Here is a 14,519-nt window from a genome sequence, read left to right on the forward strand (position 1 = left end):
TTATGAATTTTTACTAAGTTGTACCAAAAATAAGCTCAACTGTACTCAAATTTTTTCATCTATTTCTAAACTTCTATAGACAAGGAACCCTATTATACCAAGCCATACCAACAAAATAACGATAGGCATTACACTAGCGTTATTTTGTAATGCCATCAATTGGTAAACAGGTGTGATGTCTGCCAAAAACCTAATAAACGACACATTTGTGAGCCCCATGCTCTCAACTATGGGTGTCATACCGAGTAAGAACAAGATAATGACACCTGCAACTGCTGATGTTGTTTCTAGTTTTGTGCGAATACCAAATAGTATACCCAGTCCTAAAAATACTAGCATTGCTAGGAACAAGCCAAACGACAAACTGAGTGACAACATGTCTATACGATCAATAATCACAAGTGAGACAATGATTAACAGGGCTGACATTATGATTACAAGCGCACTTCTTCCAATGATCATTAAACAAAGATCCTTTTTATCTTTGACCACCATACGAATCATACCGTGCTCTATTTCATCTGCAAATAACATAAGTGGCACATTCGTTGTGACTGCAGCTAACACCGTTCCAATAATTATAAAGACCATGATATTTGGTATCGTTTCACCAGCATCTTGTCCAATCATACGGTAGATAAGTGCCATGCCTAATGGCATTAAAAATAGTATAAATACAGAATAATTTGCAAGGTACTCTTTAAAATCACGGTATATTGTTGCATAAATTTTGTGCATTTTAATAAGCCACCCTACCTATAATGTAATGAGACGCTCTTGAATTTCATTATGCTTCGTTCTTGATAAAGGAATTTTAGATTTTTCATGGTTATCGATAATCACAGAGTACGCATTCTTAGACCATGTAATTATCTCCTTCACCTTATGTAAGTTGACGATGTAGGAACGATGACATCGATAAAAACCGTGACTGCTCAACTCATCCTCTGCATTTTGTAAGGTTGTTTCCATCATAAATTTCTCACCATCTAGATTTATATAGACCTTACCATCCTGACTCTCTAAAAATTCAATATCACTAATGTCCACAAAAATCGTCTTATCATTTGCTTTGACTTTAATTTTTGTATTTTGCACTTCTTTATCATCAACTGTATTTTCTGACGTTTCTACAATTTTCAATCCATCCTCATTAATCTTCATAACGTCTGATTGTAATACAAAGGCATCTTCTAAACGAGAGGTTACCACAAGCAGTGACTTATTTTGGTCTATAAGTTGTTCCTTCATCTTATGAAAGAGATGAATATTATCGTTAATCGTATGTAAAAAAGGGTCAATAAACACAATGTGCTGTTCATCCGTTAACAGAGCTTGTATATAATTAAGCTTTTGTATCTCGTTTTTATTTTGTTTTGATAGTTTCTCATCAGGCGTTTCAATTCTAAATTGTTGAATTAAATCATCAACTTTTAGTGGACTATTATACCATTTTTTAAAGTAATGAATATGAGCTTTGAAAGTGATACGTTTATAAACAGGGATATCATTAGTAAACACATTGGCATCCGAATCCCTAACAACTTTCGATAGCCTCTCAAAATAATCGTAGGGCATCTGTACTGCATAAGTTTTGCCGCTCACTAGTTGAATCTTATCATTTGTTGGTTTGCCAATCACAGTACCAATCTCTAAGTCCATTAAATAACCCTCCAAGCTAATTAATCTATTTAAATTTATCATGTAAACGTAATCATTACAATTTCATTGAATAATTGAGCTAAAAGACTTTATTTCTCTTTCGAAATAATGTATATTATTAATCAGTTACAAAATGTAACTCAATATTAATTACACACCTCGGAGGTATTTTAAATGACTAAAATTGGTATTGTAACTGGAAGTGTACGTGAAGGACGCGTCAACTTACAAGTTGCAGAATGGGTAAAAGAACAAGCAGATAAATTAAATCTAGATGCAGAATTCGAAATCGTAGACATCAAAGATTACGAGCTTCCACTTTTCAACGAAGCTATGCCACCAGCAATGGCTAATAAACAATACACAAGTGAAGACATCAACCGTTGGTCACAAAAAATTGACTCTTTAGACGGATTCATCTTCATCACACCTGAATACAACAAAGCTACTTCAACTGTACTTAAGAGTCAAATTGACTACTTAGGACCTGAATTTGGTAACAAAGCTGCTGGTATCGTAGGTTACGGTTCAACACTTGGTGTTGCTGCTACACAATCTCTACGTCAAATCCTAGCAAACTTCAACGTTGCTACAGTTGGACCATTCGGCGCATTCAGCCTATTCACTGACTTCGAAAACATGTCAACTTTCAAGCCAGCTGAAGTACACACTGCAACAATCGAAGCAGTAATTGCAACTACAGCTAACTGGGCTAAAGCTCTAAAAACAATTAGATAAGTCAAAGCTTTATATACATTAAAACGCGTACACTTTATTGGTGTACGCGTTTTTTTATCTTACACTATCCCTGTACTATGTTCTTCATATTTACTCAACACATGTCGCTGGGCTTCTCTTTCATTAAAAGTCGCTTCAATCAAACGATCAATTCGGTAGTGAATATCGTCACTTTCTACACCTGTAGAACCAAAGTCAGAATCTATAGCATAAACATAACCTTGTACAATATTTGCCTTCATATAAGCTAAAATAGGCTTAAGTTGTTGCTCAGCAACTAAGTAATGTCTCTGAGATCCTGCTGTAATTACCATACCTACAGTCTTATTACGGAATCCATCTGGTGGAAGAAGATCGAATAAGTTTTTTAAAGGTGCGGGTATCGAAGCTTGGAAGATTGGTGTCCCTATAAAGACCACATCCGCTTCCATTATTTGTTTTAAAGCACTGGATGTTGAATCATCATAATCTAAATAATTCCTGCCATCACTATAGGGCATATCATAGTCTTTTAAGTCTATATAAGAAATTTCATAATCACTGTACTTCTCATCAATTTTTTCCTTAATTTCAGTTGTAATCTTTCGTGTTTTACTGCCTACAACTGAACCACTCACTATGGCCACTTTCATTTATAGCCCTCCTTAGACATTCATTTATACCTATCATATATAATTCAGACTAATTCAGTCAGTTATTTAGCTCATAAATTAAAAAAACCATCCTAAAGGATGGTTTGTCATATGTTATTGAATAAGAAATTCTTCTGTAAAATCGTCATTATAGAATGTTACTTCTACATTTGATGTTAGAACGTCGGTGTATGTATATGATACACGTTCGAAATTGTGCTCGTCTTGATCTAGTTCAACTACGAAAATCGATGGATATGTTTCTCTTAAAATACCTTTTCTTTCAATCAACTTCTTGCGTCCTCCGTTTGCACGAAGCACACATGGATTTCCTAACTGACAATCAAGAATCTTTTTGATGTCGATTAATGTTTTTGGCATTATACCCCACCTCACTAGATTCATTATATCAAGTTTACATAATTTTGTCAAAAATTAGCCAATAACTGTGCAAATTACACAATTTCCAAGTCACTTTTCTTGAAAGCTTCATAAATTTTTTGATAATCTTCTAAGTTTAAACTTTCCCCTCTGCGATTTGCTTCTATACCTGCATCCTCAAATAGTTGCCTAATCTCATCTTTTTTCTTTTTCCCGTCTAAAAATAGACTTTGATAATTATTTAATATCGTTTTTCTACGATGTAAAAAGGCCCCTCTTGTTAATTTAAAGAATGTTGATTCATCATCAACCTGAACCTTTTTCTCTCTTCTCGTTTTCAATTCTACGATGATTGAATCCACATTAGGTGGTGGCATGAATACAGTTTTTGGTACATTTTGTACTGTCTTCGCTTCAGTGTAATAATCAATCGCAATCGATAAAGACCCGTATGCTTTCGTATTTGCTACTGCACTAATTCGTTCTCCAACTTCTTTTTGCATCATGACATAGTAGCGAGATATTGGGAGATTACCAGTTAAGAAATTCATCAATATCGGTGTTGTAATGTAGTAAGGAAGATTTGCCACAACAACGATTTCATCACAGTCTGACAGATGTGTTTCAATACTATTTGGTACATCTGCTTCTAATATATCTTCATTGATTACTGTCACATTATCATATTCACTTAAAGTATCATCTAAAACTGGAATTAAACGTTGGTCAATTTCAAAAGCGAGTACTTTTTTAGCATGAATCGCCAAATGTTCAGTCAAAGAACCAATCCCAGGACCAACTTCAATGACACCAGTATTTTTATCGATATTTGCTTTATGGATAACTTCCCTAATGACATTTGAATCAATTAAAAAATTCTGTCCAAGACTCTTTTTAAATGTAAAACCATGCTTTGCTAAAATTTCTTTTGTCCGACCTGCACTTGCGATATATTTCATATTTAACTCCTCTTATCTTCAGCTAATATCTCAGCTATTTTTTCACGTGTTATGCCATAACGATTGAGTTTATTTCGAAGTGCGGATGCATTTGCATATCCAATATTTAAACGATCTGTTAGGTACGCTCTACGCGCTTTGGATTCCCTGTCACCAGACAAACCAAAATCCTGCATATCTTTAATACTAATCACTTCTGTATCTATTTCAACACTCGTCACAGAATGCTTAAGGGCCTGTCTGATATCTTCTATTGAAGCATGTTCAACGCCTAAACTCTGCCCCACTTTACCTTTTGCCTTTCTTTTTGGCAAAAATGCTTCCTTTATATTTGGAAATCGCGCTATTATTGTATTTCTAATTTTATGTCCTGGAAAATCAGGGTCAGTAAATATAATGGCTCCTCTCGTATTGAGGGCGACTTCTATTTCTCTTAATGTTCTTTCGTTAATCGCTGAGCCATTCGTTTCAATCGTTTGGCAAATGACAGATTCTTTTAAACGCCTCGTGTCATCTCTACCTTCAACGATTACAACTTCTTTTATGATGGGTTTATCCATAAGTTCACCTCTATATCCGCTTAGTATCATACCATAATTTAATATAAAAAATATCAGTGTTTTACCTTGACTGTGCAAAGTAAAACACTGATTTTTATAAATTGAACAGACGTTCAGCATTTTCAGTTGTTGCTTGACCTAGAGCTTCATATGAAATGTTGCGAAGTTCCGCAATTTTCTCTGCCACTAATTTAACATGTGCAGGTTCATTTCTTTTCCCTCTATATGGATGAGGTGTTAAATACGGGGCATCCGTTTCAACAAGTAAACGATCTAATGGAACATGAACTGCAATATCCTTAGGTAGCTGTGCATTTTTAAAAGTCACAGGACCACCTAAAGAAACATAGAAATTCATTGCGATAATCTCATCTGCAGTACGTTCATCTGCAGAAAAAGCATGCATAATACCACCGACTTCATGTGCATCCTCTTCTTTTAAGATTTCTACACAATCAGCAGTTGACTCTCTATTATGAATGATAATAGGTAAATTCACCCGTTTAGCTAAGGCAATTTGTTTTCTAAACAATTCTTTTTGTACGTCTTTAGGTGACTTATCCCAATGATAATCAAGACCAGTTTCACCGATACCGACAATTTTCTCATGCTTAGACAATTCCTCGATCCACTTGAGGTCATCATCCGTACAATCGATTGCATCCACAGGATGCCAGCCAATGACACCGTATATATCATCATACTCATCAATCATTTCCATAGTACGCTCGATGGATTCACGGTCACAGCCAACAACCACCATCTTTTCAATACCATTGTCTCTTGCTCTGTCGATGACTGCTTCTAAGTCTTCATTATATTGTTCTGCATTTAAGTGGACATGTGTATCGATTAACACAAAATCACTCCCGTATTATTTTACAACGCTACCATTCTCAATACCATCTGGTACGTCAATTAGTGTCAGGCGATTTCCTTTTTCTGCTGTTAAAATCATGCCTTCAGATTTTTCACCACGAAGTTTTACAGGTTGTAGGTTAGTTACAACAAGTACCTTCTTACCAATGATATCTCCTGGCTCGTAATGTTCATGGATACCTGAAACTATCTGACGTTCTTCATTACCTAAATCGACTTGTATTTTAAGTAATTTATCCGCTTTTTTAACAGCTTGTGCTCCAACAATAGTGGCAACTTTAATTTCTACTTTGTTAAAGTCATCAATTGTTATCGTGTCGTTCTCAGCATCATCAGCTTCTTCTACAGGTGTTGAAGGTTTCATTTGATCCTTAATATGTTGAACCTCTTCTTCGACATCGAGTCTAGGATAGATTGGGTTCGGTTTCGATAAAGCTCCGGCGGGCTTAATGACACCGTAAGTTAAAGTAGAATCATAAGTCTGTTGATCTTCATCAAAAATATTTAATTGCTTAAATATTTCTTTAGGCCCGTGAGGTAGATATGGTTTTAATAGAACCGCTGCAATACGGATATTCTCCGCTAAGTGCACCATAACATTACCAAGCTCATCTTTCTTCGATTCATCTTTCGCTAAGACCCATGGAGTTGTTTCATCGATATATTTATTTGAGCGGCTAATAATCGTCCATACTGCTCTTAATGCAGTATTGAACTTCATATTTTCCATTGCTATTTCATATTCGCTGATGTTTTCAGCTACAACAGCTTCAAGGTTTTTATCGATATCATTATGCGCACCTGTATAGCTAGGTAACTCTCCATCAAAGTACTTATTAATCATTGAAATCGTACGGTTGACGAGGTTACCGAGATCGTTTGCTAAATCAAAGTTTGTTCTTTCGATAAATGACTCGGGTGTAAATACACCATCGGAACCGAAAGGTACTTCACGCATTAAGTAATATCTCAGTGAATCAAGACCATATCTTTCAACGATTTGGTCAGGGTAAATTACGTTACCTTTAGATTTAGACATCTTACCATCTTTCATGAGTAACCAACCGTGACCGAGTAACTTTTTAGGCAATGGTAAATCTAGTGCCATTAACATAATTGGCCAATAGATTGAGTGGAAACGTACAATTTCCTTACCGATCATGTGCACATCTGCAGGCCAATATTTTTTAAATAGTTCATCATCATCTGATGCATAGCCGAGTGCTGTAATGTAGTTTGCTAATGCATCAATCCAAACATAGACCACGTGTTTCGGGTCAGATTTTACTGGTACACCCCAAGAAAATGTCGTTCTAGAAACAGCCAGGTCTTCTAAGCCAGGTTTAATGAAGTTATTCAGCATTTCATTCTTACGTGTTTCCGGTTGAATAAAGTCAGGATGATCTTCATAGTATTGAACCAGACGATCCGCATATTTACTCATTCTAAAGAAATAGCTTTCCTCTTTTACGAGTTCAACATCGTGTCCACTTGGTGCGCGGCCACCAATCATATTGCCCTCATCATCCCGGTACACTTCTTCCAACTGAGTTTCAGTAAAGAATTCTTCATCTTGTACTGAATACCAACCTTCATATTCACCTAGATAGATATCGCCTTGTTCAAGTAAACGTTCAAAGATATATTGAACTGCTTTTTTATGCTTTTCACTTGTCGTACGTATAAATTGATCATAGGTGATATCTAACATCTGCCATAAGTCTTTCATGGATTTTGCCATATCATCAACATAATTCTGAGGTGATATACCCATGTCTTCTGCTTTTTGCTCAATTTTTTGCCCGTGCTCATCCGCACCGGTTAAATAATAAACATCATACCCACGCATTCGTTTATACCTAGCCATTACGTCACATGCTATCGTAGTATAAGCATTACCGATATGGAGCTTTCCACTCGGATAATAAATTGGCGTCGTGATATAAAATGTTGGTTTTGTCATGGAAAATCCTCCTATAATATACTAATCTACTATATCTAAAATATGTATTTTTTTCAATTACAAGCAGTTTTTAATAGTTTTTAAATTCATTATGTGCTATAGTCATGAATATCCATTTACCATGGATAATTAAGTCATGAATATACAATTATTTTTATTCAATTGACATTTACAATATCCACTCATTATCTTTATGTTTGGGTAGTAATGTAGGAGGAATTCTTAATGAAATCTACAGGAATTGTGCGTAAGGTCGATGAACTTGGACGCATCGTCATTCCTATCGAACTACGCCGCGTACTCGATATAGAAGTTAAAGATGCACTTGAGATCTTTACGGATGACGACAAAATCATCTTGAAAAAATACCACCCACGTATGACTTGTGCAGTAACTGGCGATGTATCAGACGATAATCTATCTCTTGCTGATGGCAAAATCGTTTTGAGTCCTGAAGGCGCAGAACTATTAATTAATGAAATTCAAAGAAAACTCGATAATAAATAATATGTGAGTTAGCCATGAAGATGCTTCATGGCTTTTTTATTTGTGAAACTCGTCATATACATCTTGTTTCTTCATGCCTCTTAGTTCTGAAACAAGTTTAATCGCATCTTTAGGTTTCATTCCTTCATTGACAAGTTCAGAAACATGATCCTTAGCAGTCCCTGTAAAATTGACTGTTTCCTCTTCATAACCTTCAATTACAACAACAAATTCACCTTTTAATGGAATTTCTTTATCCATCATATATAAAAGTTCATTTGCAGTTTTTCTTTCATGTTGCTCAAACTTCTTAGTAATTTCTCTGGAAATAGAAACTAGTCGTTTGGGATCAAACTTTGCCAAGTCTTTTAACAACTGTTTCATTCGGTGTGGAGATTCATATATCACAGCTGTCTTTCGATGGTGCAGAATTTCTGTCAGTTTTTCTTGCCTCTTCTGATTGCTTTTTGGTAGAAAACCAAAATATGTGAATTCATAAGAAGGAATCCCACTTGCAACAAGCCCCATTGTAAAAGCAGATGCCGCTGGAATCACCGTATAGTCTAATGACTCATCCTGTAGGCGACTAACAAGTTCAAAGCCTGGGTCTGAAATTACTGGCATACCTGCATCAGTAACCAAAGCAAACGACTTACCCGATTTAAGTTCTTCAATAATCTCTTCAGTTGCTGTCTCTTTATTAAAGTCATGATAGCTTCTAAGCGGTGTGGTAATTTCAAAATGATTGGTTAGTTTCCTCGTGATTCTTGTGTCTTCACAGAGTATTTCATCAACTGCTGATAAAGTACTTACCGCTCGATACGATATATCATCTAGATTGCCAATTGGTGTGCCAGTTATATACAACATATTCAGCCCTCCATCAAAGCTTTCTTTTCTACTTTCGATAATTGCTTTATTGCGTACTCTCTTTTTAAAGCCTCACTTTTTGTATGATACATCTCCACGTACCTTAAGATTACAGGTAACCGTCCGCGTGTATACTTTGCACCTAGTCCTTTATTATGTATGTCCACTCTATGCTCTATATCAGTGGTATAACCTGTATAAAGCGTATCGTCATTACATTGTAGAATATAGACATAATATACCTTATCAGTCATTGCCGTAATAGACCTCCAACATTTCAGGAGAGTATGTCCCGACTGTGTCATAGATATAAAAAGACTTGAGTACATCAACGTAAGCATTAGAGTTAAATATTGCCTCTATCACTATAAACATCGCTTCTTTTGACTGTGGATCATTATAAACATAACGCGCACGTCTCACCCTAAAACCACTATTGTGAAGTAATGCAAATACTTCTGCACTTCTTTCAGCTCGATGCACCATATAAAGCCGACCTTTGTTTGTAATCAAGTAGCGGCATGCTTCAACAATACCTTTTAAATCGATGTGAATCTCATGTCTAGCAGTACGTTCAGCATCTCCAATTTTTACAGGCTGGTTGTTTGTAAAATACGGAGGATTGACTGTGATCACATCATAAGTAGAATGATTAAACTTCGATTTTATATCTTTAATATCCAAATTATATACTGAAATCTGACCAGTTTTTCCATTCATTTCTACACTACGTTCAGCCATATCACATAGACGTTCTTGGATTTCAACAGCATCAATTTTTTTATCCGTACGATAACTTATAAGTAATGGAATGATGCCATTACCACTACAGAGATCCATGATATTTCTATCCCGTTTTCTTAATTTTACAAAGTCACCGAGTAATAATGCATCGACTGAGAATGAAAATGTTTCGCTACTTTGAATAATTTTCATTTGTTCTCTGTATAGTTCATCGATTCTCTCACTTGGTTTTAACATCGTTTCACCTCAAAAAGAAAAGCAGCCAACAGCTGCTTAACCTTGTCTTTCATTAAAAAATGATTGGCAGAAGAGGCAATCGTCACCATGTCTATGCGTACCAAAGTGAATACTACATACATGAAACCCTTCATCATATAGACTTTTTAAAGAATTCTCTTTAAATGGAACGTCTTTTTCTTCTTTCTCATTTAATAATTGTTCATAGTTCTCTTTTTCTATCTCTAAACTGACGTTTTCTTCGACCAGTTTAACAGTCAATTCTTTTAAAGTTTGCATCTCTTCATTCATAACATGCAAATTTCGTTCAAGCTGTTGAATGTGAAGGAACAATTGTTCACGGTCCATCAATTCACAACCTCCAGCTTATCAATATCTTCTTCACCATATTCTTCAATATAGTCATCAGAACCCTTTACTCTAACAGCTAGGTCTAAAATATTAATACCAATAACTTTACCGATACCAGCAGGTGTTTTTACTTTCTCGCCTACATCAGGTAACTTCACTCTGGCTTCTTCATAGTACTCATCTTCATAATTGAGACAACACATTAAACGACCACATGCACCGGAGATCTTACTTGGAGACAGTGATAAGTCCTGATTCTTCGCCATTTGAATACTCACGGGCACAAAGTCACCGAGGAATGTAGAACAGCAGTGTGCACGTCCACATGGGCCTATACCACCTAAGTATTTCGCTTCATCACGTACACCAATTTGTCTGAGTTCAATTCGTGTTTTGAATTTTGTCGCTAATATTCTTACCAAATTTCTAAAGTCCACGCGCTCATCAGAAGTAAAATTAAAGATTAACTTTTTCAAATCGAGTGTGTATTTAGCATTGACGAGATTCATTTCAAGCTTTTCTTGTTTGACAGCATCCTTACAAAAATCAAGCGCTTCAGATGCTATTTCATCATTAACTTTGAATTTAATCAAGTCTTCTTCCGTTGCTAAACGTAGATATTTACCGTCCGGCTCAACGATATTATCTTTTGGAATTTCATAAGTCCCTTTAACTACACTAAGTAGCTCAAGACCTCTTTTTGTTTCTGCAACGATATAATCGTGTCGCTCTATAGAATCATCACTACATGTGATGTAGAGATTGTCATAATAATCAAGTTGCGTCACCTTGATGATTTTAAACATAGTCCATCAACCTTTCGCACCTATGACCATACCTTCAAAAACAAGCATTGGATTGACGTTAAACGTTAACAATCGGTTTGCTTCTTGAATTTCTTCAAGTATTCGAGTTAATTTAGCCGGGTGAACATCATTACCTTCAGGCATATGGGTTTCAAATGGCTTAAAATCCTCTAATCCGATAGCATGGTGTAACGTTTGTCGTACAAATCCACTAATTAGCGCCAAGAGCATGACCTGATCCCTTCGATCATCACATAAATCAAGCATTCGCTTCATATCGATTAAAGTAAGTGGATGGTCATGGATCCAACGATTCGAGAAATTGATGACTTCATTTCTAATAGTAGAAAACTTATCATCTAGTTCCTGAACATGAGTTGCATTTAAAGAGAGGACATTGACAGTCGTTCTTTCTGCTTCTGACAATTGGGGTAATGCATTAATACGATCCTCATCTTCACCTTGGATTGCGATATGTTGACTTCTCGAATGTATCGTTGGCAAAATGCCGCTTTTGTTAATTGTAAGTAGTATGGCAATGGTTTTTTCAGGTGGTTCTTCTAGAAATTTTAATACGCTATTTTCCGCTTGAGGTGTTAATTTCTCAAACTGCTCTATAATATAAACTTTATAGTCAGATTCGATTGGTTTTTGATTCATCCTGTGAACCAATTCTTCAATCTGTTCTTTTTTAATCGATGTTTCTTTAGTGGATAAATAGTACAAATCCGGATGATTACCTGATTCTACCAACATTTGGTTTCTCTCAGTATCCCCAAAAATATGCATTGCAAAAAACTTACTATACTTAGACAAGGTTTCTATGGTGTCACCTTCAAACATATAAGTATGGCTCAGCTTTTTGTTATCAATAATTTTTAACAGTTGTTCTTTTACTATTCTGTTGTTCATTCTAGAATCTTTCGAATTGTTCGATTGGTAAGACGAATACTGTTGCGCCGCCTACTTCTACCTCAACTGGGTAAGGAATGTAAGAGTCAGCGTTACCACCCATAGGTGTAACTGGAGCAACTGTTTGCTCTCTGTTACCACATGTGTCATCAATTAATTTCAACAACTCATCGACACGTGCATCTTCTACCCCACATAGGAAAGTTGTATTCCCAGCACGTAAGAAGCCACCTGTAGATGCAAGTTTTGTATTACGGAAATCATTCTTAGTTAATTTATCATTTAATCTTTGGCTATCGTGGTCTTGTACAATCGCAATTACCATTTTCATAAATATTCACCCCTAAAATTTATATATTCTTCAATTATAGTTAAAGTATCGCTGACTACCTTCTCGACTGACTGTGATGCATCGACAACTTTAATCCTTTCAGGGTAAAGCATCGATAACTCATTATAACCCGAGACAACTTTTTTGTGAAAGTCTATAGTCTCTTGATCTAAACGATTATTTTCACGTCTATTGTCACTAATCCGCCTAAGACCAACCTCTGGTGCCAATTTTAAATAGATTGTTAAATCCGGCATATGATTGTCGATTGCAAATTGATTTATTGACATCACTTCATCAAAACCAATTTCTCTCGCCATGCCTTGATAGGCAAGTGAACTATCTACAAAACGGTCACAGAGCACAATTTTTTTTTCGTTTAATGCAGGGATGACTCGTTCCACTAAATGCTGACGTCTAGACGCAGCAAACAAAAGCGCTTCAGTTCGCCCATCCATAACGTTTCCCTCATCTAACAGAAGGTCACGAATTTTTTCACTAATCGCAATACCGCCAGGTTCTCTCGTTGTAATTACTGGACAAGTTTTCGATAAGGCCTCATGGACGTGTTTAATCACTGTGGACTTACCAGAACCTTCAGGTCCCTCAAAAGTAATGAAGTAACTCATAATCTGCCTCATTCATAAGTAATAATTAATATTGTTATCTATACCCTCTATTTTAACATGATTAAACAGATATTGTTTGACAGTTTTAATGTCATCCTTAGTAAAGACACTTCCTTTTAACACCAAAGGTACACCAGGAGGATAAGGGACTACATTTTCTATGCATGTCTTATCTATAAGAAAGTTTAAATCAACGTCATTACTATGCTTCTCTTCTACCTTCTCTAGATGTTCTAAACGCTCTAACAACCATTCAAATGGATAACGATCATTTTCGTGCCATAGTGGTAGGCACCACAACACACCTTCATCCGTCATCATTTCACTGTAGATATTTTGAGCGATAAGTTGTGCGTTAAGCTGGTAAGGACCATCCTCACTGTTTAAGAGCAACTTTGCTGGATCATTAACTTCAGTAACACTGATGTTTAAAGCTTTAAGTTTATTAATTAAAGCTTGTCGTTTAACAAAAAAGATTTGATCATCATATGTATTATAAAAATGCTGAGCATATTCGATAGAAGCCAAAACTAAATAGGACGGACTTGATGTTTCAAACTGATTAATATATGAACAAACCTTTTCATAAAGTTCACGTTTTTTCACAAAGATAACAGATGCCATGGTTAAGGCAGGTAGCATTTTATGATAGGATTCAACTACAATATCTGCACCTGTGACATGTGCGCCATCAGGAAAGTGATCCGTTATAGATAAATGTGCACCATGGGCAGCATCTATAAGCACGTAGCCCCCAGTATTTTTAACATGGTTAACGATGGCCTGTAGATTATGAAGAATTCGTCCTTCATATGATGGTGAAGTTAGCACTAATACTTTATCTTTAAATGAAGCATCAAATATTTGGATATCTTCTATATAAGTATAAGAAGATTGGGATAAAGACAGAGCATTATATACAGATTTATGTAACTCACCTAATAGAACAAAACTAAAATCATCACTGAAAGCAAAAATACTACTCAAAATACCATTTGTTGTCCCATTGACCATTGCTTGTGCATAATAACCCGGCGCCTTATTGGCCAAAGACAGATTCAGTTCTTTTAAAACACCGTCAGGAGCATGCAAATTATCTAAACCTAAAATTTCAGTTCGATCAAAGTCTATAGAGACATGCTCTGACAAATAACCGATAGTATCATTCTTATGACCTGGTACATGCATAGATAGGGCATTTGCTTTACTTAAGTCCCTAAGCGTTTCATATAACACCTTACCACCTCATTAATCTGAACATATTATTCCTTATATTATAGTATAAATAGACAAAAAAAAGAGACCTAAAAGGTCTCTAGTATGTAAGCCTGGCAGCGTCCTACTCTCACGGGACGTCAGTCCAACTACCATCGGCGCTG

Annotated in this window: 19 protein-coding genes; 2 read left to right on the forward strand and 17 right to left on the reverse strand. The window is 35.8% G+C overall.

The features are described from left to right. Window positions 1–45: 45 nt before the first annotated feature. Both EYB29_RS07720 and EYB29_RS07725 read right to left on the reverse strand, forming a co-directional pair. Window positions 46–738, reverse strand: a complete 693-nt coding sequence (locus tag EYB29_RS07720; protein ID WP_026866194.1) for a hypothetical protein — start codon at window positions 736–738, stop codon at window positions 46–48. 18 nt (window positions 739–756) lie between these two features. Then, the gene (locus EYB29_RS07725; RefSeq protein WP_166627033.1) at window positions 757–1,662 is read right to left on the reverse strand and encodes a LytTR family DNA-binding domain-containing protein; all 906 of its coding nucleotides are present in this window, start codon (window positions 1,660–1,662) and stop codon (window positions 757–759) included. Window positions 1,663–1,836: 174 nt separating this feature from the next. Between EYB29_RS07725 and EYB29_RS07730 the strand changes: the two genes are divergently transcribed. Continuing rightward, complete coding sequence (locus tag EYB29_RS07730; RefSeq protein WP_166627034.1) at window positions 1,837–2,400, forward strand: NADPH-dependent FMN reductase; 564 nt, start codon at window positions 1,837–1,839, stop codon at window positions 2,398–2,400. A gap of 59 nt (window positions 2,401–2,459) precedes the next feature. On the opposite strand, the gene EYB29_RS07735 is transcribed toward EYB29_RS07730, so the two are convergent. From EYB29_RS07735 to metG, 6 genes are all read right to left on the reverse strand, one after another. Continuing rightward, window positions 2,460–3,032: an NADPH-dependent FMN reductase gene (locus tag EYB29_RS07735; protein WP_026866197.1), complete on the reverse strand. Its 573-nt coding sequence runs from the start codon at window positions 3,030–3,032 to the stop codon at window positions 2,460–2,462. 114 nt (window positions 3,033–3,146) lie between these two features. After that, window positions 3,147–3,413, reverse strand: coding sequence for a Veg family protein (locus EYB29_RS07740; RefSeq protein WP_026860087.1), 267 nt, complete (start codon window positions 3,411–3,413; stop codon window positions 3,147–3,149). 74 nt (window positions 3,414–3,487) lie between these two features. Then, window positions 3,488–4,372, reverse strand: coding sequence for a 16S rRNA (adenine(1518)-N(6)/adenine(1519)-N(6))-dimethyltransferase RsmA (rsmA, locus tag EYB29_RS07745; RefSeq protein WP_026866198.1), 885 nt, complete (start codon window positions 4,370–4,372; stop codon window positions 3,488–3,490). Between the two features lie 2 nt (window positions 4,373–4,374). Then, window positions 4,375–4,932, reverse strand: a complete 558-nt coding sequence (gene rnmV, locus EYB29_RS07750) for a ribonuclease M5 (protein WP_026866199.1) — start codon at window positions 4,930–4,932, stop codon at window positions 4,375–4,377. Between the two features lie 94 nt (window positions 4,933–5,026). After that, window positions 5,027–5,791: a TatD family hydrolase gene (locus EYB29_RS07755; RefSeq protein WP_026866200.1), complete on the reverse strand. Its 765-nt coding sequence runs from the start codon at window positions 5,789–5,791 to the stop codon at window positions 5,027–5,029. Between the two features lie 15 nt (window positions 5,792–5,806). After that, window positions 5,807–7,774: a methionine--tRNA ligase gene (gene metG / locus EYB29_RS07760; RefSeq protein WP_026866201.1), complete on the reverse strand. Its 1,968-nt coding sequence runs from the start codon at window positions 7,772–7,774 to the stop codon at window positions 5,807–5,809. 225 nt (window positions 7,775–7,999) lie between these two features. Here metG and EYB29_RS07765 point away from each other — a divergent pair, with 225 nt between their 5' ends. Then, on the forward strand, window positions 8,000–8,281 hold the full coding sequence (locus EYB29_RS07765) for a transition state genes transcriptional regulator AbrB (protein ID WP_026866202.1): 282 nt from the start codon (window positions 8,000–8,002) through the stop codon (window positions 8,279–8,281). Window positions 8,282–8,317: 36 nt separating this feature from the next. On the opposite strand, the gene rsmI is transcribed toward EYB29_RS07765, so the two are convergent. From rsmI to EYB29_RS07810, 9 genes are read right to left on the reverse strand one after another with little or no spacing between them, the layout of a single operon-like run. Continuing rightward, the gene (gene rsmI, locus EYB29_RS07770; RefSeq protein WP_166627035.1) at window positions 8,318–9,130 is read right to left on the reverse strand and encodes a 16S rRNA (cytidine(1402)-2'-O)-methyltransferase; all 813 of its coding nucleotides are present in this window, start codon (window positions 9,128–9,130) and stop codon (window positions 8,318–8,320) included. Window positions 9,131–9,132: 2 nt separating this feature from the next. Further along, a complete protein-coding gene (locus EYB29_RS07775) occupies window positions 9,133–9,384 on the reverse strand; it encodes a GIY-YIG nuclease family protein (protein ID WP_026866204.1) in 252 nt (83 codons plus the stop codon). Further along, window positions 9,377–10,111 (reverse strand): tRNA1(Val) (adenine(37)-N6)-methyltransferase, encoded by a 735-nt coding sequence (locus EYB29_RS07780; RefSeq protein WP_166627036.1) that lies wholly within the window; start codon window positions 10,109–10,111, stop codon window positions 9,377–9,379. Before EYB29_RS07780 ends, EYB29_RS07775 begins: the two co-directional genes overlap by 8 nt. 36 nt (window positions 10,112–10,147) lie before the next feature. Next, window positions 10,148–10,459: an initiation-control protein YabA gene (locus tag EYB29_RS07785; RefSeq protein WP_026866206.1), complete on the reverse strand. Its 312-nt coding sequence runs from the start codon at window positions 10,457–10,459 to the stop codon at window positions 10,148–10,150. After that, window positions 10,459–11,268, reverse strand: a complete 810-nt coding sequence (locus EYB29_RS07790) for a PSP1 domain-containing protein (protein WP_166627037.1) — start codon at window positions 11,266–11,268, stop codon at window positions 10,459–10,461. The genes EYB29_RS07785 and EYB29_RS07790 overlap by 1 nt, the downstream gene beginning before the upstream one ends. Before the next feature lie 6 nt (window positions 11,269–11,274). After that, on the reverse strand, window positions 11,275–12,180 hold the full coding sequence (locus EYB29_RS07795) for a hypothetical protein (protein ID WP_166627038.1): 906 nt from the start codon (window positions 12,178–12,180) through the stop codon (window positions 11,275–11,277). Window position 12,181: 1 nt separating this feature from the next. Further along, window positions 12,182–12,511, reverse strand: coding sequence for a cyclic-di-AMP receptor (locus tag EYB29_RS07800; protein WP_026866209.1), 330 nt, complete (start codon window positions 12,509–12,511; stop codon window positions 12,182–12,184). Continuing rightward, entirely contained in the window at window positions 12,508–13,140 is a 633-nt protein-coding gene (gene tmk, locus EYB29_RS07805) for a dTMP kinase (protein WP_166627039.1), read from the reverse strand. The genes EYB29_RS07800 and tmk overlap by 4 nt, the downstream gene beginning before the upstream one ends. Window positions 13,141–13,152: 12 nt before the next feature. Continuing rightward, window positions 13,153–14,376: an Orn/Lys/Arg family decarboxylase gene (locus EYB29_RS07810; RefSeq protein WP_166627040.1), complete on the reverse strand. Its 1,224-nt coding sequence runs from the start codon at window positions 14,374–14,376 to the stop codon at window positions 13,153–13,155. Window positions 14,377–14,519: the final 143 nt, after the last annotated feature.

The organism is Jeotgalicoccus sp. S0W5, from assembly GCF_011634875.1.
GTDB lineage: Bacteria > Bacillota > Bacilli > Staphylococcales > Salinicoccaceae > Jeotgalicoccus > Jeotgalicoccus marinus.

Coding starts and splice junctions, on each gene's coding strand:
- EYB29_RS07720 (WP_026866194.1), bottom strand. CDS start 738: ATGCACAAAATTTATGCAACAATATACCGTGATTTTAAAGAGTACCTT.
- EYB29_RS07725 (WP_166627033.1), bottom strand. CDS start 1,662: ATGGACTTAGAGATTGGTACTGTGATTGGCAAACCAACAAATGATAAG.
- EYB29_RS07730 (WP_166627034.1), top strand. CDS start 1,837: ATGACTAAAATTGGTATTGTAACTGGAAGTGTACGTGAAGGACGCGTC.
- EYB29_RS07735 (WP_026866197.1), bottom strand. CDS start 3,032: ATGAAAGTGGCCATAGTGAGTGGTTCAGTTGTAGGCAGTAAAACACGA.
- EYB29_RS07740 (WP_026860087.1), bottom strand. CDS start 3,413: ATGCCAAAAACATTAATCGACATCAAAAAGATTCTTGATTGTCAGTTA.
- rsmA (WP_026866198.1), bottom strand. CDS start 4,372: ATGAAATATATCGCAAGTGCAGGTCGGACAAAAGAAATTTTAGCAAAG.
- rnmV (WP_026866199.1), bottom strand. CDS start 4,932: ATGGATAAACCCATCATAAAAGAAGTTGTAATCGTTGAAGGTAGAGAT.
- metG (WP_026866201.1), bottom strand. CDS start 7,774: ATGACAAAACCAACATTTTATATCACGACGCCAATTTATTATCCGAGT.
- EYB29_RS07765 (WP_026866202.1), top strand. CDS start 8,000: ATGAAATCTACAGGAATTGTGCGTAAGGTCGATGAACTTGGACGCATC.
- rsmI (WP_166627035.1), bottom strand. CDS start 9,130: ATGTTGTATATAACTGGCACACCAATTGGCAATCTAGATGATATATCG.
- EYB29_RS07775 (WP_026866204.1), bottom strand. CDS start 9,384: ATGACTGATAAGGTATATTATGTCTATATTCTACAATGTAATGACGAT.
- EYB29_RS07780 (WP_166627036.1), bottom strand. CDS start 10,111: ATGTTAAAACCAAGTGAGAGAATCGATGAACTATACAGAGAACAAATG.
- EYB29_RS07785 (WP_026866206.1), bottom strand. CDS start 10,459: ATGGACCGTGAACAATTGTTCCTTCACATTCAACAGCTTGAACGAAAT.
- EYB29_RS07790 (WP_166627037.1), bottom strand. CDS start 11,268: ATGTTTAAAATCATCAAGGTGACGCAACTTGATTATTATGACAATCTC.
- EYB29_RS07795 (WP_166627038.1), bottom strand. CDS start 12,180: ATGAACAACAGAATAGTAAAAGAACAACTGTTAAAAATTATTGATAAC.
- EYB29_RS07800 (WP_026866209.1), bottom strand. CDS start 12,511: ATGAAAATGGTAATTGCGATTGTACAAGACCACGATAGCCAAAGATTA.
- tmk (WP_166627039.1), bottom strand. CDS start 13,140: ATGAGTTACTTCATTACTTTTGAGGGACCTGAAGGTTCTGGTAAGTCC.